The organism is Paraglaciecola sp. IT1134 (assembly GCF_058068185.1).
Genome location: NZ_CM176486.1, coordinates 2,982,319 through 3,002,914, shown reverse-complemented (window position 1 = coordinate 3,002,914; position 20,596 = coordinate 2,982,319). Strand labels below are relative to the sequence as shown.

Below are 20,596 nucleotides of genomic sequence, written 5' to 3'. Positions count from 1 at the left end.
ATATACACATGGCAGAATTTGGAACCCTTAATTGGACTATTTTAATTGTTTACATTTTAGCTAATCTTTTGCTTGGTTTTGTTATTAGTAAAAAAGTTAGTACGGCAGACGATTTCTATCTGGGTCAGAAACAAACACCTTGGTGGGCAATCGGTATTTCAGTTATTGCAACCTATGTTAGTGCGATGACATTTCTGGGCGCTCCGGCTTGGGCATATAAAGATGGGCTTTCAGTTATAGCCATTCACCTTAATTATCCCCTAGTTATTATTGCGGTCATCACTTTTTTCTTCCCTTTCTTTTATAATGCCGGGGTTGCTTCAATTTACGAATACCAAGAAAAACGTTTTGGTAAAAAAGCCAGAGCACTTGTTTCAGGGATTTGGTTAGTTTCACAAACGATGAGTTCTGCCGCAGTTTTATACGCCACCTCTATTGTTTTGAGCTTTATTACCGGCATTCCTGAAATTACCGCGATTGTGATAGTGACCATTATTGCGCTCATATATACCGTTATGGGGGGGATCACTGCGGTCATTTGGACCGATGTAATACAATCTGCCATATTATTTTTTGGCGCAGGTATCATTATGTATGCGCTTATAGATAACAGTACAACACCTGTTATGGAAAGCCTTGCTCAACTCAAAGCCCAAGGAAAAACAAATCCCTTGAATTTTGATTTTGATTTAACAACGGTTACTACTGCTTGGTCAGGTATTTTGGCAATGACGCTCTATCATATTACCGTTTATGGAACCAACCAGATGATGGTGCAACGTACATTAGCCGCAAAAAATATCGGTGATGCCAAAAAATCGTATCTGTTAATGGGTTTTTTGGCGTTTTTTGTTTACTTCTTTTTCATCCTCATGGGGATCTTGTTTTATAACTATTATCAAGGTAAAACATTTGAAAATGAAAATACCATTATTTTACAGTTTGCTGCAGAGTACGGTATGCCGGGGCTCATGGGCATAATTGCTGCTGCTGTTATGGCTGCATCCATGTCGAGTTTAGACTCTGCGTTTAATTCTTTATCAACAATATCAACGATAGATTTTTATAAAAAATATTATAAACCTGCTGAAAGTGATGCTCATTACCTTAAAGTCTCTAGAGTTTCCACTGTCTTTTGGGCCGCAATAATTATAATTCCTGCCATTATGTACCATCTACACAGTACCGGATCAATTTTGGAAGTGTTAAGCAAGGTTGGTTCATATTTTGTCGGTGCTCAACTAGGTATGTTTGGCTTAGGCTTCTTTTCAAAACATGCAAGCGAACGTGGATTATTAGTCGGAACCTTCGTTGGTGTTGTGGCAGTGGCGTATGCTGCAATTTATACCGATATCGCTTGGCCTTGGTACGCGGCTATAGGCGCATTTGTCAATGTGATCGTAACGATCATTGCAAGTATTATTATCGATGGTAAACAAACTGAATATTCTCCATACACTATCAAAGGTCAAATTAAGGCATTTGAACAAAGCGGCGCTCCTACTAAAGAAAATGGTTGGTATTTAGTACCAGGTAAAGTCGATAAGGTGTGTTACTCACTCTTCGCATTCTTTATTTTCACGCTCGTTTTTCTATTTTCATTTGAGTATTTTATTTAAGAATAACAGGCAATATATATGAGTTTTAAGTTTAACAACACGATCACCCAAGTGCATTGGCAGCCGCTAACCAAATTGTTAGTGCCTTCGGGAGAAAAGACACAAACATTGTCAGGTTTTGATGATGAATTCATTGACATTGTTGATTATATTATTCGTATAACCCATAGGATATGGGAGCAAAAAAACGTTGGACTATGTTATCAATATTATAGCGATATTTGCCCAGTATATACACTAGGTGGTTATTCGGAATGTGTTGAACAAGTCGTACAAAACACCTTGAAAACAATTGCTGCATTTCCTGATCGCAGTTTGATTGGTGAAAATGTTATTTGGAAAGAGGAAGAAGATGAAACGTATTACTCTTCACATTTAATAACCAGCATAATGACCAATACAGGTAATTCAGACTTTGGTTTAGCAACTAATAAAACTGGTCGAGTAACTACGATCGCCGATTGTGTGTGTTTTGAAAATAAAATAATTAAAGAGTGGCTAGTTAGAGATAACAGCTTTTTAATCGCACAGCTTGGGCTTAATCTCATTGATGCTGCAATCCACTTTTCTAAATTAGTACCCAATGACACATTTACCGCTTGGTACGATGAAGAGTTTACGCGGGTCCGTCAGGAAGAGCATCGTAAAACATTTCACTTAAACGTTGATAACTGGACGGTAGCAAATTTTATCCAGTCATGGGCGCAAACGCTTTTTAATCAAAAACAGTTTTCAACCTTAACTGATTTTTATCATACCGCGGCCGCTCATCAGTGGCCGGGCGGCAGAAAGTCAACCGGTCTTGCACAGATAAGTGGCACCTTAATTCAGTGGTTAGCGCAATGCCCTGACGCCAAGATGAGTGTTGATCATATAGCGGTAGTCGGTTTTGATGAAGAGACTATTGATATTGCACTTCGTTGGTCGGTTGCAGGCACGTATTCACCACATATCGAAAGATTGAATATGTTGAAAGGGAATCGATTTTTTGTCTTAGGCTGCACACATTTAAGGGTTAGAAATCAAAAAATAATCAAAGAAGTCACTGTTTTTGATGAAATTTCACTTTATGCAAACATTATTCGTGAGTCGGGTAAAACATTACCCCTTTCAGGGCAGGGAGTTTAACTATGTTTAACAAACTCATAGAGCTTTATACCAAAGGCGATATCGCAGAACTATCACAACGTATTTTACATAGCACCTCTTGGAAACAGCATGACTTTACTGCTTATGGCAATATGCAAATAGGAAATTTATGGCTAAAGAGTCTAGAGCAGTTTGGTTTTTTAACCCTATCTAAAAAACAAATTGTACGGGGGCAGGAGTTTTCAGCGATTTATTTTGAGCTTGCTACTGAAAATGATGAAAAATCAATTTCTATAACTCTTTTTTTTGAACATAACAATGCTCATGTAAAGCGCTTACATTGCATAATCGATACGATAAAACTGGCGCTGTTATTGGACCTATCACCCGAACAAGTTATTGCAGAATTACCATCACCCGATCCTTTGTCATTAAGTCAATTTGATCATCAAATGCACCCACAAAGTTATCATGCCGTTCCAAAAGATGTTTGTGAAATGCCTGATAACGTAAACCAGACGATTACCCAATGGTGGAATATCTGGCAAGAAAAGCACTTAGCGAGCTTTGAGCAAATTTATGCAAAAGATGCAGAAGTGAACATCGCAGGTGTAGGGGATAGTCAAGGTTATTTTGCGTTGCGCAAGTTTCAGCTTAAATTGCATAATCGTATGAAGCGTAGTTACTGTCAATTAGAGCACATTTGTTTTGACAGCGAGAACAACAGCGTTGCTATTCAATGGCAAATTGACGGCGATTATCTTGAAGGTGACAAGATAAAACGCATTAGGATCCCTGTGATTTCAATTATTGTATTGAAAAACAATATGATTATCGCTGAACAATTTCAAGTTGATTGGTTAGCAATCTGTAAAGGCTATAACTTGTCATTCCCGTTCGTATGACCGTGTCAGTCCTGTGATCCCACCTAGCGTTTAGTCGATCCCCATAGTAACAGTTGCAGAATGTCATGATCAGGCCGACTGATCAGCTCTAGCCGGTGCATCAAGTAATCGAATGGTCTTTGCACCGTTAACGCTGTGGCTGAACAACCCATTTTCGGTCAATGACGAAGGGTTTAATTGTTTTTTCTGGTAGGTTGTTGTCGATATACAGATGACCGTCATCACCTTAACGAATGAGTTTGGGACACTGACGCAAACGGTAATCGCTAGGGGTATCTATAGCCGTTTTGGGCGGCACCTGAAGTGTGGACTTGTCCAGCCCGTCCGTCTTTGAATTGGCTCAACAGTGGCCACGCGTGTTGTTGTGTTATCTGTTTGTCTTTTATCTGCGTTTCAATCCGGTACAGCTTCTAAATGTGATTCAGCGCCCAGTTCCCTTTGCCCATTTCTCTGTTTGGTCGGTCGGCGCTCCGACGCGAAACCTCCGCTTCTTAGAACTTGCGTCTGGCGTGCGTCCAACATCCGACTAAGTTCGCTTGGGTTTGCTTATAACCCTGATATCCATCCACTTGCAGATAACCTGCATAATCGTACAACACGATATTGGGTATGGTGCAGCCTTTCCCGGTAGATAAAGCACCATTAGGCGAGTCAGTAACCTTGCAGAACAGCCACCTATAGCAGATCGATTTATCTTCATTTACGACCTTTAAGATTGTTTTATCCGCCTGTATAACGGCATGTGCAATATCAACTCATGCAATCGTTCGTATAGCGGTTCGAGCAGTTTGTTGATTTTGATTAGCCAATCACCCATAGTATTACGACTCAGCTCAATTCCATATTGCTTGAACATCACACCCTGGCAGCAATCGCAATCGCAACCGTTATCCGCTTCGACGATGTCTGCGCTATCACTTCAAAGGTAAGTATTATGGTAATGGCTTACGTTTAGGCTGGTTGCGGGTGTAACTGATGTCTTGTTCTGTTGCTCAGGTGCCGACGACTCTACATTGAATTTAGTATTATCAGCAAAGTTTAGTCATAAAAAAACCGCAGATATTTCTGCGGTTTTGATCACGAACCATTAATACTCATTAAAACGTATATTTTAAGCTTACGCCCCAAGTTCTAGGGTCGTTCCAGTTAGCTTGCACTGAATTAAGTGGTTTAGAATCACGAATTTGTGAATGTACAACTGCGCGCGTCAGTATTTCCTCATCTGTTAGATTTTTAACAAAGAAGTCCATTTGTACATTTTCGTTGATGATCCAGCTTACACGCGCATCAACCATTGCGTGTGCATCTACTTTAGTTTCCGGAATATTTGTATCAAACGCGTAATAGTCATCACTGTAATTCATTTGAATATGTGGAATTACATATGAATCGTTACCTAAATCTACTTCGTATGTTACTGCCAGTCCTATGGTATATTCTGGCGCCATAGCAGGTGACCAGCCAGCAAAACTAAATTTGCTGTTATTGTCATTTATATCTTGGCGACCTTCAATATTGCCCAGACCAAGTAATGGGCGCAACAACGAATTTCCAACGGCATAATCATCTGAAAATTTCGCATCCAACCATGTAAACGTACCTGAAAGAGATAAGCTATTTGTCGGGTACCATTGCATGTCAACTTCGATACCTGTTGTATCTATACCTCCACCATTTTCGTAGTATTCGAAACTTTGCGTAGTACCGGCTTCAACACAATCTAATACGGTATCGGTAGACATGCTATCGTTACACGCAACAGCAAATAATTGCGCCTTTACATCGTCATATTCATTGAGAAATGCAGAAATGTTTAAACGCATTTCATCATCAAGTAACGTACTTTTCATACCTATTTCATATGAGATTACTTCTTCATTGTTATAAAGAGGGTCTGCGCCACGAGATACCACACGACCATCGTTAGCACCACCTGTTCTAATGCCCGTGGCAGCTGAAGCATAAAGCATTAAATCATCGCTTTGATCAAACTCAAATGCTGCTTTCCATAATACTGCTGAGTCATCCCAATCAGGAATGCTCTCACCGGTAAATGTTTTTTCATCTTTGTTATAACGTAGGCCACCGACTAGGCGTAAATCGTCTGATATTTCATAACGTAACTGTCCAAAGATAGCGATTGAATCTGACGTATGTGGATCGTTATCAGGGTTACCCCAACTCGGTACAACTAATGAATCCGCTACACCATTTCCGGTTGTATCTTCACTCGATATCCATTCCCAATCAGCTTCTTGATCAAAATAATATAAACCCGTTATCCATTGCAACGGGCCTTCATGGTTTGATGATATTTGTAATTCAGTTGAGATCGTTTTTTGATCATCTTGACGACCAAAACCACCAACAAAATCTAAGCCACCGTCACTATAATCATTATCATAGAATTGCTTACCGCTTAATTCAGAATAATTGGATGTCCATTTAAAGTCTGCTACATCTGTGTACCATTCAAGAGTAGTGGTAGCAGAAAATGCTTCTTGTTTGTCCCAAGACATCGCATTTCGATAAACGTCATACGGTCCAATATCATCACGCTCTGTGTCGCCGGGTTGGTAGATATGGCCTTGGGTCACTGTCGCATCCGGATTAAAAACACCAGACCCAGGTGTGGTTTCTGTTAGTGAATAACCTGCTATTTGTTGGTAACCCCAAATCGCTTCAGAGTTAGCATCTTTCTTCGAATAATCTAACCGGAATGTGGCATTAAAGTCATCATTTGGCTCATAACGTGTAACAGAGCGAGCATAAAAAGAATTTTTTTCACGTAAATCGTCAGATGGACCCGGTAAAAAGTGATTATTAATATAACCATCATGCCTATCTGAGGCTAAAACAAGACGTGTTGCTAAGCCGTCTGATAACGGTAGGTTTAATACACTTTCATATGCACTACGATTATATGCACCTGTCGTTATCTTAACATTACCTTCTATATCGTCCATGTCTGGACGGTTGGTAATCACATTGATGCTGCCCGCAAATGTATTTCGTCCGTAAAGCGTACCTTGAGGCCCTCTTAATACTTCAATTCGCTCAATATCTACAAAGGCGCCCATGCCAGCGGTAGTTGTAGGTACATAAATACCATCTTGAAAGATACCAACAATCTGCTCCGCAATACCTGTACCAGCTACACCTACTTCATTTGTGCGCGCGCCACGCATTGCAGGGCGTACTTCACCACCAGAGCTACCTACTTTTAATCCCGGCACGACTTGTTGCAAACCAGTTATATCAATAATACCCGCACGCTCTACATCGTCGGCACCCAATGCGGTGATAGAAGAAGAAACTTCTTGCAAGTCTTGTGATTGGCGGTTTGCTGTCACTAATATTTTTTCAATTTTACCGGAACTTTCTTTTTTTATCGCTTCCTCGGCGAATACGTATTGGCTTAAACAAGCATTGATAACCGCTAATGCTATTGCTGATTTCGTGATGTTTCTTGATGTAGCTGACTTCATGAGTAAGTTTTTCCTTCTATCAATCAATAGAGTGTATTTAGTTTTATTATCATTTTATCAGTGCGGGGGGATTTAGATAGCTCCCACAGTCATATTTGTACTTCGCAATCATTTTCATGTCAAGAGTGTTTGCGTAAAACAAAGTGTTTCACTCAGCGTTAATGATAATGCCAGGTGTGATATTCTGTAAAATTAACTTATTAAACAGTGGTTAACGGGTTTATTGAGGGTTTTTCATTTTTCTGTGTTTTTTATTGACTTCGTCGTCATGGCGGTCGTTATTTTGTCTGTGTAATGCTCAATGTATGGCATTGTGTTACATAATGCTGCGGTATTAATAATATCTTTGTTCTTTTTTTGTCTGCTTTCAGTGTTTTTGACGTAAAATTTCACTACTTAAGACTTCGGAGTCATGTCGTGTGCTTTCTAAATCAATATACTAAATATATTAAAAATAGTTTTAACGACAGATAAATAATTATTACACCCATTGCTCTGCTATTAAGCCTTTTTGCGCAGATGCAAGCTATCAGCTTGCTCCCTTAAGTTTGTCCACTACAGGCGTGTCTAGCAACGCTATTTGGCAGATTATGGATTATTATCCGTGAGCTTGGTTTTGGTTTGTACCAGGGGAAAAAAGCAAACTTTCAGCTTGGCCATAATCGCTAAAAGATTACAAAGCCAATCGTCAATCGATCTCAGACAATCTGCTTAGGCTGTTGAATACTGCTTTTTAAGGTTAAGTGGAACGTGTACTGGCATGGCCCAGGGGATGAAACTGTGAACGATCGGGCATCTTAGTGTTTTTACTGGGACGTTTGAACAATTGGCTATGATCGGCCTATCGAACAAGCTAATTTGTCATAGGGGTCCTTTAGTATCCAAGGTGAAAGTGAGTCGGGTTGTTTAATGATTCTGTTTAATGGCACCTTGCAGATTGAGATCATTTAGCAGGCCAGTAAATTGGGCATCAAATTCGGCAAATTGTATATCGTGAGGCATACTGACCACCATTTTGCACTGGACCAAATCCGTCCCTTGCGACTCAGATTGCAGGGTTTTCAAGCGCAAGGCACTGACAGCAACATTATATTTAGAAAAAAAGTGGGTCACCTGTTTGATTACCCCAAGGGCATCGGCTCCGGAAAATTCGACGTCCGCCAAATGCTCCAGATTTTGTTTACAATGCCGCTTGGTGCGTTTCATCATCGACAGCAGATCGTTACGTTGGCAGCTAACCGGGATCGCCAGCTCAACTCGTACTATGGCACTGGGCGAGCCTTCGACAATCATGGTTAAGGAAAAGTCCTGGCCGTACACAGCCTGTCGACTATCCAAAATATTGCAGCCACTCTCGCTCACTGCGTCTGCTAAGGTGCTCAATATGCCAACTTTATTGGCGCCCAATATGGTAATGATTAATTGTTGCTTCATTTTACGCGTTATTATCCCCGTTAAGACCTATACAACATACCTGAAAGTCGCCCTATATTTCCAGTTTCAATACTGCTTTTCAATTCTGGTGATTCAATGCTTGTTTTTAATACTTATGCTCTTTACCATTAGGCGCTAATTTTTTCTGGAGTAGGCATGTTTACTGGTAGTTTTGTTGCGTTAGTCACCCCAATGGATAGCTTTGGGAAGATAGATTATCCCTCGCTTAAAAAGCTCGTCGATTTTCATATTAAAAATGGTAGTCATGGATTAATTGCCGTGGGTACTACAGGTGAATCTGCCACCTTGCCATTTGATGAACATATTGAAGTAGTCAAACGTATGGTGGAATTTGCAGGGGGCAAAATTCCGGTGTTGGCCGGTAGTGGGGCTAACTCCACTTCGGAAGCCATCTTCCTGAGTGAGCAAATGGCGCATACGGGTATCGACGGTTATCTTAGCGTGGTGCCTTATTACAATAAGCCACAGCAAAAAGGTATGATCGCACATTTCAAGGCTATAGCGGATGCCACAGATTTACCTGTCTTGTTATACAATGTGCCTGGCCGCACAGTGGCCGATATGTTGCCCGAAACGGTCGCTGAATTAGCCACCCATCCTAAAATAGTTGGTTTAAAAGACGCCACTGGCGACATTAAGCGGCTTAAACAAACTCAGACCTTGGTGCCAGATGATTTCTTGTTTCTAAGTGGTGATGATATTACCAGTTGTGAATTTTTAATGGCGGGTGGCCATGGTGTTATTTCGGTGTCGGCTAATATTGTTCCTAAGCAAATGGCCCAGATGTGTGAGGCGGCACTGGCGGGCGATTTTGTCAAAGCCAAACAAATTGATAGCCAAATAGCAGCCTTACATTCTGCTCTTTTTATCGAACCTAATCCGGTGCTGCCCAAGTGGGCACTATACAAAATGGGGCTTATTCAGACGGCATTTTTGCGTTTACCGCTAATTGAATCGGAACTTGAAAGCCAAATACATATCGAACAAGTCATGCGCAGTTCTGGCGTATTATCTTAAGGAGATAGCATGACACATAAGTTTTTTGTTAGCGGCGCATTAGTTGTAGGCTGTCTGACAGCCTGTAGTTCCGTGGAAGAGAGGCAAATCGCCAGTGGTGATTTTGATTATATTAAAGAGCAACCTGGGCAAGAGTTCAAGGTACCCCAAGATGTTGACCGCCCTAAATTTAGTGGCGCCTATACCTTGCCGCCTTTGGGCAATGATGCCCCCCAGAATATTCTCGGTAAAAAATTAAAAATCGTTGCCCCGCCTTTGGTTTTACCGCTAGTTAGCGGCTCCCATGTTGAAGATGGTAGCAAAGCCGCCACGGTTTTGTTCGATCAAGTGGATGATAGCCAAGCGCTAGACACCACCATTTGGAATTCCTTGCTGAGCTATCTGGAAGAGCAGGGAATTGGTATTGAAAGTTTCGATAAACAAAAACAACTACTGATCACCGACTGGATGGTGATCACCGAAACCTTGGATGACCATTGGTATAATTGGTCGCCGGTGGAAAAAAGCACCAGCCAGCGTTTTGAATTTACCTTGAAGATGAAACCCCACGGCAGAACCGCTGCATTACATGTGCGTTTACTTGATTACCAGGAAGTACAAGGCGAAAACGTGGTGGCCAAAATGGACGATACCGACGCTAGGGCCAACGAAGTAGGTATATTGAACAAGGTTATCGGACATTACGAATATCAAATTCGCGTAGCCGACGCCAAACGCATCCGGGAAATTCGCCGGGGTGCGCAAATGGAATTAGGTCTTGACGAAGAGGGGGCACCAGCTTTTGTCATCGATGCAAATTACGATACCGCCTGGCCCAGAGTGTTATTGGTATTACGTAAACTTGGCTTTGATGTAAAAGACTACGATCAATCCAATGGTTTGTTATTTGTGAAGTACAACGGTACCCAAAGTGGATGGTGGAGCTCTTTGTGGTCCAGTGACGCCAATGCCCTGCCGTTAGAAAAAGACGAGTACCGCTTTAAATTGGCTGAACGGGATGAGAAAAGTACTTTAACCTTACTGGATACGGATAATACCGCCTTTACCCAGGATAAACTGGCGTCACTTTATGCGACTTTTGCCAAGATCATGGCTGACGACAACCTGGATATTTAAGTCATATTGGTATGTACAGCCAATGTAGTGTTAAGGGATACTCGATGAGTTCTTTGAAGTGCTACACTGGCCTTCTACGCTATTTTAACACCCTTGAGGATCCCTATGAGCTTTGCCGATAAAGTTCTTGCCGTTAATGACGATTTGCCCATACGCACAGATTTACCCGTGCATAGCGGTAAAGTAAGGTCGGTTTACTGGTTAACAGCACAAGATAGTCGCCGCCTGATCACGGAGAAAGGTTATCCGGTGCCCCAAGATACACCTTTGGCCATTATGTTGATCAGCGATCGTATCTCTGCATTCGATTGTATTTGGCATGGGGAAGGGGGGATGCGCGGTGTACCTGGCAAAGGAGCGGCGTTGAACGCAATCTCGAATCATTGGTTTGAACTGTTCAAACAAAATGGCTTGGCCGACAGCCATATTCTAGACATTCCCCACCCCCTGGTCTGGATAGTACAAAAGGCTCGTCCGGTGATGATTGAAGCTATCTGCCGTCAGTATATTACCGGCTCTATGTGGCGGGCTTACGAAAAGGGCGAACGCATCTTTTGTGGTATTGAACTTCCTCATGGATTAGGCCGTGACAGCAAGTTACCTGGGCTGTTGATCACCCCGTCGACTAAAGGCGTACTAAAAGGCATCCAGGGTGTACCTGAGGCGGATGATGTGAATGTTTCCCGGGATAATATCGAGAAAAATTATCAAGCCTTTAATTTTAACTCGGCCCAAGATATTAATGTATATGAACGATTATTGACCGAAGGTTTTGAGGTGATTAGTCATGCATTGGCCGAAGTCGGACAAATTTTTGTGGATACCAAATTTGAGTTTGGTTATGTGAAAGATTCTCAAGGCCAAGAGAAACTCATCTATATGGATGAAGTGGGTACCCCGGATTCTTCACGAATTTGGGACAAAGCCGCCTATGACAACGGTAATATAGTGGAAAATTCTAAGGAAGGTTTCCGGCAACTGCTGCTGAACTATTTTCCGGATCCTGATATCCTGTTAAACAAAGAGCGGATGGACGAGCGTAACGCTTTGGCCAAAAACAACGCCCTGCCGGTGGACGTGTTAATGCAAATATCTGCTACTTATACTCAAATAGCAGAAAAAATTACCGGTAAAAAAATCGAATTAAGCGATAATCCCAAAGCGGATATTATCACTATCCTGCGCACTGAGTATCAGCTGGTTGATTAGCTTAACCTCGGGTATATACACAACCTCAGATCCAACAAAAAAGCCACAATCTAACTTGTGGCTTTTTTGTTGGGTGGTTAAATATGCACGATTAAAAGCAAGCTGATTAGCTTAATTCTATCTCAAGGTCCGACAGCGGGATGCAGCAGCAAGGCAGGATTTCGTCATCGTCTATATAAGCCAGAGGATCGGTGGTGTATTCCACCTGACCGCTAATGAGTTTGGTTCGGCATGAGCCACAAAAGCCTTCTCGGCAGTGATAATGCACATCAATATCGTGTTTCTCGATGCTTTCTAGCAGGGTGCAAGCAGGTTGTTGCAAGACAGTTTTATGTTCTTTGATGTGGATCACAAAACTGCCTTTAGGGTCGCTCATTGGTAGTGGCTATAAATCAAAATCACCAAAATCGCCGGCGTTCACTTCTGAATCTATCTGTCCAACCAGGTAGGAACTGATTTCGGTTTCCTGGGGGGCAACCTGCACGTTATCCGAGTTCAAATAGTTATTCATCCAAGGCAGCGGGTTACTTTTAATATCAAAGGGTTGTCCCAGACCAATAGCGGACATTCTATGGTTAGCGATGAACTCAACATACTGGCATAAAATATCTTTGTTCAACCCTATCATCGAGCCGTGCTGGAACAGGTATGCGGCCCACTCTTTCTCTTGTGTTACGGCATTCATAAAAATCTCCGTAGCTTGTTCTTTGCATTCCTGGGCGATTTCCGCCATCTCCGGATCGTCTTTGCCTTTGGCCCACAGATTTAAGATGTGTTGGGTTGAGGTAAGGTGCAAATTTTCATCTCGGGAAATCAAGCGAATAATTTTCGAATTACCTTCCATCAATTCACGCTCAGCAAAGGCAAAGGTACAGGCAAAAGACACATAAAAGCGTATGGCTTCTAGGGCATTGACTGAGTTCATACATAAAAATAGTTTGATCTTTAGTTGGCGCATAGTGACATTATGAGTTTCGCCGTTAATGGTATGTATGCCTTCCCCTAAAGTTTGCCAAAGCTGGGTATAAAAAATCAGATCGTCGTAATATTGTGATATATCGGCAGCGCGTTTTTTGATTTCTTCGTTTTCCACTATATCTTCAAAGATACTGCTGGGATCCCCAAACAAATTGCGCAAAATATGGGTATAAGAGCGGGAATGAATGGTTTCGAAAAAGGACCAGGTCTCGACCCAGGTTTCCAGCTCTGGGATGGAAATGATCGGCAAAAATGCGATGTTGGGGCTACGCCCCTGGATGGAATCGAGTAAAGTTTGGTATTTCAGATTGGAAATGAAAATATGTTTTTCAGAATCACTCAATTTTTGAAAATCTACTCGGTCTTTACTGACATCCACTTCCTCAGGCCGCCAAAAAAAGGAAATTTGTTTTTCGATTAATTTTTCGAAAATATTGTGTTTCTGTTGATCGTAACGGGCAACATTGACCGGGTTGCCAAAGAACATAGGTTCTTTTAACGGATCGTTATTCTTTTGATTAAAAGTGGTGTATTTCATGAATAGTAAATAGCCGTTATTGGTTAAACTTGCCCGTCAGTTATTAGCACTGACGGGCACCTTTGTTATATTTTACAGGCGCCGCCTGCACAATCATCATCTTCTTCCTCTACCACTTCTTGGGGGACAAACTTGGTAGATTTCAGTTCTAGTTGGGATGAGTCAGAGGCACCGTCCCGAGTGTTATGGTAATACAGGGTTTTAATCCCCAGCTGATAGGCGGTGAGCAAGTCTTTGAGCAGCAGTTTCATCGGCACTTTGCCACCCTCGTATTTATTAGGATCATAGCTGGTGTTCGCGGATATGGTCTGGTCGACAAACTTTTGCATGATACCCGTTAGCTGCAAATAGCCATCGTTAGAGGGCAGATCCCACAACAATTCGTATTTATCCTTGAGCCTTTCGTATTCAGGCACCACTTGTTTCAATACGCCGTCTTTGCTGGATTTAATACTGATGTGGCCGCGGGGCGGCTCTATGCCATTAGTGGCATTGGATATCTGGGAAGAAGTCTCAGATGGCATCAAAGCCGACAGCGTACTGTTGCGCAAACCGTATTGTTTGATATCGGCACGTAGGGTATCCCAGTCGCAATGCAAAGGTTCGTTGCATATCTTGTCGATATCTTTTTTGTAGGTATCGATCGGCATCAGACCTTGATAATAAGTGGTTTCGTTAAATTTGGGACAAGCACCTTTTTCTTTGGCCAAGTTACACGATGCGCGCATCAACTGGTACTGCATGGCTTCAAAGGTTCTGTGGATCAGACCATTGGCACTGCCGTCTGAATATTTCACCCCATTTTTGGCCAAGTAGTAGGCGAAGTTAATCACCCCTATGCCCAAGGTTCTACGACCCATAGTGGCATTGTAAGCGGCAGGAACAGGATAATCCTGGTAATCGAGCAAGCTGTCCAGGGCTCGCACCGACAGGTCGGCCATTTCGGCGAATTCATCCAGGCTTTCAATGGCTCCAAGATTAAACGCCGATAGGGTACACAAAGCTATTTCGCCGTTTTCGTCATTAACGTGTTCCAAGGGTTTGGTAGGCAAGGCTATTTCCAAACACAGGTTACTTTGACGTATGGGTGCCAGCTCAGGATTAAAGGGGCTATGGGTATTGCAGTGATCCACATTTTGCAAATAAATTCGCCCGGTGCTGGCGCGTTCCTGCATAAATATGCTGAACAGTTCCACCGCTTTAATGGTTTTTTTGCGGATAGACTCATCCTGTTCGTATTGACAATACAATTGCTCGAACTTGGGTTGATCGGCAAAAAACGCATCGTATAAGCCAGGCACATCTGAAGGGCTAAATAAGCTGATGTTTTCGTCTTTGATCAAACGCTGGTACATAAGTTTGTTAAACTGCACACCGTAATCCAAATGACGGACCCGGTTTTCTTCCACTCCACGGTTATTTTTAAGCACCAATAAGGATTCAACTTCCATATGCCAAAGGGGGAAAAACAAGGTCGCCGCCCCACCACGCACTCCGCCTTGTGAACAACTTTTGACCGCTGTTTGGAAATACTTATAAAACGGGATACAGCCGGTGTGGAAGGCTTCGCCCCCGCGAATGGGGCTGCCTAGGGCACGGATCCGGCCGGCGTTTACACCAATACCGGCCCGTTGGCTGACATATTTTACTATGGCACTGGCCGTGGCATTAATGGAGTCCAGACTGTCGCCGGCTTCAATTAATACACACGAGCTAAACTGTCGGGTGGGGGTTCTCACACCTGCCATGATAGGAGTAGGCAAAGATATCTTGAACTTGGATGTGGCATCATAGAAACGTTTGATATAATCCATGCGGGTATCTTTGGGGTAATCGGCAAATAAACAGGCAGCAACCAGTATGTACAAGAATTGGGCGCTTTCGTATATTTCACCTGTTACCCGGTTTTGCACCAGGTATTTTCCTTCCAATTGTTTGACGGCGGCATAACTGAAATCCATGTCGCGCCAGTGATCCAGGTAAACATCCATCTCCTCAAACTCGGCCTGAGTATAATCTTCAACAAGATGTCGATCGTATTTATTCATCTTGACCATAGATTGAACATGTTCAAATAGGGCAGGCGGTTCAAAGCAGCCATAGGCTTTTTTGCGTAAATGAAAGATGGCCAGTCTGGCGGCTAAATACTGATAATCCGGGGCTTCAGTTGAGATCAAGTCAGCTGCTGAACGGATCAGGGTTTCATGAATATCTGCGGTTTTCATGCCGTCGTAAAACTGGAGGTGAGCCTTTATTTCCACTTGTGAAACTGAAACATTATTCAGGCCTTTGGCGGCCCAGGTAATGACTTTGTGGATTTTTTCGAGATCGATGACTTCGCGCTCGCCATTACGTTTGGTAACGAATAGTTTATTATTCATGTATATGCCGTTATCTATTTAGTGGGTACAAATTGAGGGCCGTTTGCAGGCAAACAACCCCCTCAATATTTTCACTCAACTGAAAAATACCTAGTGGAACAATGTGTGCAGGTGCATCAAGTGATGAAACACAAGATAGTGAGGTTTTGGGTACATTGCAACCCAACATCTGGTGGTTTTCTGCGCAATCATGGTGCAGTGAAATTAATGTTAGTGGCGACTCACCTAACAACACTATCTGAGTTGAGGATATAGGGATTGCAAGTGCAATTTAGTTAATTTTTTTTGCTTAAACTTTTTTTGTTTAAAAAATAATTATTTATAATATCACGATATATAGTGGTGCGAATGATATTCGACCACTACATCTCGTGTTTGTGCTAAATGTAGTTGAGCAGCGTTGCGGGATGGTCTACTTGCAAATCGGCGGCCCACAAATGGGCTTGATGAGTGGCATCTATATAACCATAACTTGCTAGCACACTGACCATGTTAGCCGCCTTAGCAGCGTCGATATCTCGTTTGGCATCGCCCACATACCAGATTTCAGCCGGCATGATATTTAAGGTCTTGGCGGCTGCAAGTAGTGGCAAGGGATGCGGCTTGCGCTGGGTAAACGTATCACCACTGATGACCACTTGGCAATTTTCCAATTCTGCAAAATGAGGCAGAAGTTTTGCTGTCAGCCAACCGGGTTTATTGGTGACTATGCCCCAGGGGATACCCGCCGAATCGAGCCCTTGGATTAATTCCTGAACGCCGCAAAATGCTTCGGTATCTACACAGATGGCCTGGTGGTAATAGTCTAGAAATTGTTGGCGCAGTTCTTCAAAATTGTAATCTTGTATCTGTGGACCAAAACCTATATCGAGTAAACCTTTGGAACCATCTGAAGCAATATTGCGATAAATTGCATAGTCACATATTGGCTGATTATGGCTGGCCAGCACATGGTTGAGGGCGTTACCTAAGTCCCTGGCGGTATCGAGCAAGGTACCATCCAGATCAAATAACAGAGCCTGGGGTTTGCGCGGCATTTCAGACATTACCAACGTGCTGGCAATGCACCAGGTAATTGACGTCGACATTTTGCTCGGACAGGTAAAACTGTTGTGTCAATGGGTTCAAATGTAGTCCCGTTATATTTTTTGCCACCAGTTGGGTCTGATCAACCCAGTTGAGTAATTCTGAGGGTTTAATAAATTTCTGATGATCATGGGTGCCTTTTGGCACTAACCGTAAAATATATTCAGCACCCACAATCGCCATTAGATAGGATTTGATATTGCGATTGAGCGTTGAGAAAAATACCTTGCCCCCAGGTTTGACCAAAGCACCACAAGCCTGGATCACGGAAGCGGGGTCGGGTACATGCTCCAGCATCTCCATACAGGTGACTATGTCGTATTGTCCGGGGTAGGTCTGGGCATATTGTTCCGCAGTACTGAGCTGATAATCCACACTCAGTTGCGACTCCAGGCCGTGTAAGCGGGCTACTTGTAAGGGTTCTTCCCCCATGTCTATACCTGTCACCTGAGCACCGGCCCGAGCCATGCTTTCGGCTAAAATACCACCGCCGCAACCTATATCGAGAACCGACTTGCCTTTTAAACCATCGGCATATTGGTTGATAAAGTCAGTGCGCAAGGGATTAATTTCGTGTAACGGCTTGAATTCTCCCTCTTTGTCCCACCATCTTGAGGCAAGGGCGGCGAATTTCTGTATTTCTATGGGGTCAACATTTTGCGCTGTGGTCATATATAGGTCCAAAAAACATTACCCAGCTATTATAGCCAGCAAATTAGAACTCTGGCTACAGCAAACAAATCGAATATATGCTGTTTTTTAACGTGTTTGCCTACTATATGAGCGGATCCTGGCTATGAATTTTTTGTGGCCGGTGATAGAATCCCATAGCTTAATAGAACAAAATTCCAGAGTTAAACGTTGTCTTCCAGTTTGAGGCCTAGCTCAATTGAAGTGACGCGAATTTTCTAATTTTATGTCTAATTCTAATTCTATTTCTAATAATAATGACTAGGGACAAGGCTGTATATGACTGATCACGCCCAAGAAATTCTTCCTATTAATATCGAGGAAGAACTTAAAAATTCTTATCTTGATTATGCGATGAGCGTTATCGTAGGTAGGGCGCTGCCCGATGTACGAGATGGCTTAAAACCGGTGCATCGCCGGGTTTTATTCGCCATGAACGAACTGAAAAATGACTTCAACAAACCTTACAAAAAATCCGCTCGCGTAGTAGGTGATGTGATTGGTAAGTATCACCCTCACGGTGATTCGGCGGTATACGATACGATAGTACGTATGGCTCAGCCTTTTTCACTGCGTTATATGTTGGTGGATGGCCAAGGTAACTTCGGTTCAGTGGACGGGGATTCAGCTGCGGCAATGCGTTATACCGAAATTCGCATGGCGAAAATTTCTCACGAACTATTGGCAGATTTAGAAAAAGAAACAGTGGATTTTGTGCCTAACTATGATGGTACAGAGTTTATTCCAGATGTTTTGCCTACCAGGGTCCCCAACTTATTGGTCAATGGGTCTTCAGGTATAGCGGTCGGTATGGCCACTAACATTCCGCCTCATAACCTGACGGAAGTGATCAATGGTTGTATCGCCTTAATTGATAATCCCCAGCTAACCATTGAAGAACTCATAGAATATATTCCCGGGCCTGACTTCCCTACCGCCGCCTTTATAAGCGGTCGCAAAGGAATTGAAGAAGCCTACCGTACCGGTCGGGGCAAAATATACATGCGTGCCCGCGCGGAGATCGAGACGGAAGACAATGGTAAAGAAACCATTATCGTGCACGAATTGCCATACCAGGTTAACAAGGCCCGTCTGATTGAAAAAATTGCCGAACTGGTAAAAGAAAAGAAAATCGAAGGTATCTCGGCGCTGCGTGACGAATCGGACAAAGACGGCATGCGCATAGTCGTTGAGGTCAAACGTAATGAGTCCGGCGAAGTGCTGCTGAACCATTTATACACCCAGACCCAATTACAAACTGTGTTTGGCATTAATATGGTGGCCCTGGATAAGACCCAGCCTAAAATATTTAACCTCATGGAAATATTGCAGGCCTTCGTACTGCATCGCCGTGAAGTAGTCACCCGCCGTACCGTTTTTGAACTGAAAAAAGCACGAGAACGAGCGCATATCCTTGAAGGCCTGGCTATCGCCCTGGTTAATATCGATCCTATTATTGCCTTGATTAAAGCGTCCAAGAGCCCGGCGGAAGCTAAAGTCGCGCTCACAGCCCAAGGTTGGCAGCTAGGTGATGTAGCAGAAATGCTTGAAAGAGCAGGGGATAACGCTGCCCGTCCTGATTGGTTGGAACCTCAGTACGGGATCCGTGAAGGTTATTACTATCTAACTGAACAACAGGCTCAAGCCATACTCGATTTACGCTTGAACAAGTTGACCGGTCTTGAACATGAAAAAATCTTATCTGAATATAAAGAGCTTTTAGATGTTATTGCTGAGCTACTATACATATTAGGCAGTCCTGAGCGCTTGATGGAAGTGATCAGAGAAGAACTGGAAAAAGTGCGCGAAGAATTCGGTGATCCCCGTCGTACGGTAATTACTGCTGCAACCCATGACATCGATATTGAAGATTTGATCGAACGTGAAGACGTCGTGGTTACTCTTTCTCGTGAGGGTTATGTTAAGTATCAGAAGTTAAATGATTACGAAGCTCAGCGTCGCGGCGGTAAGGGTAAATCCGCCACTAAGATGAAAGAAGAAGACTTCATTGAGAAGTTGTTGGTAGCCAATACCCATGATCATATTCTGTGCTTCTCAACCCGTGGACGACTGTATTGGTTGAAGGTTTATCAACTACCTCTTGCCAGTCGCAATGCACGTGGCCGTCCTATTATCAATATTTTACCCCTTGAAGCGGGTGAACGTATTACCGCTATCTTGCCAATTAAAGCGTTTGAAGAAGGTAAATACGTATTAATGGCAACGGCAAACGGGACGGTCAAGAAAACAGCTCTTACGCAATATTCTCGCCCCCGTGCTAACGGTATAATCGCGGTAAATTTAAATGAAGGCGACGAATTGATTGGAGTCGATATCACAGATGGCAGCAGCGACATTATGTTGTTCTCCGATGCCGGTAAAGTGGTGCGCTTTAATGAGAAACAGCGTGATTCTGAAACTGGTGAAGTGAAAATCGATCCTGAAACCGGCGAAGAGTTATTAGCGTTACGTCCTATGGGACGCACCGCCACAGGTGTTCGTGGTATCCGATTGAAGGATGATCAGCGTGTTGTATCGCTTATTGTGCCTAACGGAGAGGGTGCCATATTGACCGCGACTGAAAACGGTTTCGGTAAACGTACGCCAGTAGAGGATTACCCCGCCAAGAGTCGTGCAACCCAAGGTGTGGTATCTATCAAGGTCTCACAGCGTAACGGTAAAGTGGTCGGTGCGGTACAGGTTAACGACAGCGATGAAATTATGCTGATCAGTGATCAAGGTACCTTAGTGCGCACCAGAGTTAGCGAAGTGTCAACCGTGGGTCGAAACACCCAAGGTGTGCGGTTAATTCGTACCGCTGACGATGAACATGTGGTCGGTTTGCAACGTATCGATGAAGTGGAAGTAGAAATAATCGATGAGAGTGAAGAGCTCGCTGATATTGATGCCGTTACTGATATATCTGAAGTGGATACGTCCACTGATGACGACGTTCAAAACGACGAATAAAGCCTGTAGGGTGTGGTGAGTAGATCTTGGGTTTACTTCACTTACCTGTAGTTTG

The 20,596-nt window shown here is 43.1% G+C and carries 14 protein-coding genes and 1 pseudogene; 7 read left to right on the top strand and 8 right to left on the bottom strand.

The window, feature by feature from the left end; translation table 11 throughout:
• Positions 1-8: 8 nt before the first annotated feature.
• Genes AC3RV5_RS13080 through AC3RV5_RS13070 form a run of 3 tightly spaced genes read left to right on the top strand, consistent with a single transcriptional unit; the run spans position 9 to position 3,613 of the window.
• On the top strand, positions 9-1,619 hold the full coding sequence (locus AC3RV5_RS13080; RefSeq protein WP_489728078.1) for a sodium:solute symporter family transporter: 1,611 nt from the start codon (positions 9-11) through the stop codon (positions 1,617-1,619).
• Positions 1,620-1,637: 18 nt separating this feature from the next.
• Positions 1,638-2,747: an ester cyclase gene (locus AC3RV5_RS13075; protein ID WP_489728077.1), complete on the top strand. Its 1,110-nt coding sequence runs from the start codon at positions 1,638-1,640 to the stop codon at positions 2,745-2,747.
• 2 nt (positions 2,748-2,749) lie between these two features.
• Positions 2,750-3,613 (top strand): hypothetical protein, encoded by an 864-nt coding sequence (locus AC3RV5_RS13070; RefSeq protein WP_489728076.1) that lies wholly within the window; start codon positions 2,750-2,752, stop codon positions 3,611-3,613.
• A 491-nt stretch (positions 3,614-4,104) separates the two neighbouring features.
• On the opposite strand, the pseudogene AC3RV5_RS13065 reads toward AC3RV5_RS13070, so the two are convergent.
• The 3 genes and pseudogenes from AC3RV5_RS13065 to AC3RV5_RS13055 all read right to left on the bottom strand — a co-directional run bounded on the left by AC3RV5_RS13065 (position 4,105) and on the right by AC3RV5_RS13055 (position 8,535).
• A pseudogene (locus AC3RV5_RS13065) lies at positions 4,105-4,430 on the bottom strand (IS66 family transposase).
• A gap of 280 nt (positions 4,431-4,710) precedes the next feature.
• Positions 4,711-7,101: a TonB-dependent receptor gene (locus tag AC3RV5_RS13060; protein WP_489728075.1), complete on the bottom strand. Its 2,391-nt coding sequence runs from the start codon at positions 7,099-7,101 to the stop codon at positions 4,711-4,713.
• Between the two features lie 906 nt (positions 7,102-8,007).
• Positions 8,008-8,535, bottom strand: a complete 528-nt coding sequence (locus AC3RV5_RS13055; RefSeq protein ID WP_489728074.1) for a glycine cleavage system transcriptional repressor — start codon at positions 8,533-8,535, stop codon at positions 8,008-8,010.
• A 156-nt stretch (positions 8,536-8,691) separates the two neighbouring features.
• On the opposite strand from AC3RV5_RS13055, the gene dapA reads away from it, so the two are divergent.
• The 3 genes from dapA (at position 8,692) to AC3RV5_RS13040 (ending at position 11,898) form a co-directional block, all read left to right on the top strand.
• Positions 8,692-9,573: a 4-hydroxy-tetrahydrodipicolinate synthase gene (gene dapA, locus AC3RV5_RS13050; protein WP_489728073.1), complete on the top strand. Its 882-nt coding sequence runs from the start codon at positions 8,692-8,694 to the stop codon at positions 9,571-9,573.
• 9 nt (positions 9,574-9,582) lie between these two features.
• A complete protein-coding gene (gene bamC, locus AC3RV5_RS13045; RefSeq protein WP_489728072.1) occupies positions 9,583-10,689 on the top strand; it encodes an NlpB/DapX family lipoprotein in 1,107 nt (368 codons plus the stop codon).
• 105 nt (positions 10,690-10,794) lie between these two features.
• Positions 10,795-11,898, top strand: coding sequence for a phosphoribosylaminoimidazolesuccinocarboxamide synthase (locus AC3RV5_RS13040; protein ID WP_489728071.1), 1,104 nt, complete (start codon positions 10,795-10,797; stop codon positions 11,896-11,898).
• A 106-nt stretch (positions 11,899-12,004) separates the two neighbouring features.
• On the opposite strand, the gene yfaE is transcribed toward AC3RV5_RS13040, so the two are convergent.
• The 5 genes from yfaE to ubiG form a co-directional block, all read right to left on the bottom strand.
• A complete protein-coding gene (yfaE, locus tag AC3RV5_RS13035) occupies positions 12,005-12,274 on the bottom strand; it encodes a class I ribonucleotide reductase maintenance protein YfaE (RefSeq protein WP_489728070.1) in 270 nt (89 codons plus the stop codon).
• A 9-nt stretch (positions 12,275-12,283) separates the two neighbouring features.
• Positions 12,284-13,414: a class Ia ribonucleoside-diphosphate reductase subunit beta gene (gene nrdB / locus AC3RV5_RS13030; RefSeq protein ID WP_489728069.1), complete on the bottom strand. Its 1,131-nt coding sequence runs from the start codon at positions 13,412-13,414 to the stop codon at positions 12,284-12,286.
• Positions 13,415-13,479: 65 nt separating this feature from the next.
• Positions 13,480-15,795 (bottom strand): class 1a ribonucleoside-diphosphate reductase subunit alpha, encoded by a 2,316-nt coding sequence (nrdA, locus tag AC3RV5_RS13025; RefSeq protein ID WP_489728068.1) that lies wholly within the window; start codon positions 15,793-15,795, stop codon positions 13,480-13,482.
• Between the two features lie 380 nt (positions 15,796-16,175).
• Positions 16,176-16,841 (bottom strand): HAD family hydrolase, encoded by a 666-nt coding sequence (locus AC3RV5_RS13020; protein ID WP_489728067.1) that lies wholly within the window; start codon positions 16,839-16,841, stop codon positions 16,176-16,178.
• Positions 16,834-17,553 carry a bifunctional 2-polyprenyl-6-hydroxyphenol methylase/3-demethylubiquinol 3-O-methyltransferase UbiG gene (ubiG, locus tag AC3RV5_RS13015; protein ID WP_489728066.1) on the bottom strand — a complete coding sequence of 240 codons (720 nt, stop codon included), beginning with the start codon at positions 17,551-17,553 and terminating at the stop codon, positions 16,834-16,836. Before ubiG ends, AC3RV5_RS13020 begins: the two co-directional genes overlap by 8 nt.
• Before the next feature lie 297 nt (positions 17,554-17,850).
• Here ubiG and gyrA point away from each other — a divergent pair, with 297 nt between their 5' ends.
• Complete coding sequence (gyrA, locus tag AC3RV5_RS13010) at positions 17,851-20,541, top strand: DNA topoisomerase (ATP-hydrolyzing) subunit A (RefSeq protein WP_489728065.1); 2,691 nt, start codon at positions 17,851-17,853, stop codon at positions 20,539-20,541.
• Positions 20,542-20,596 lie beyond the last annotated feature (55 nt).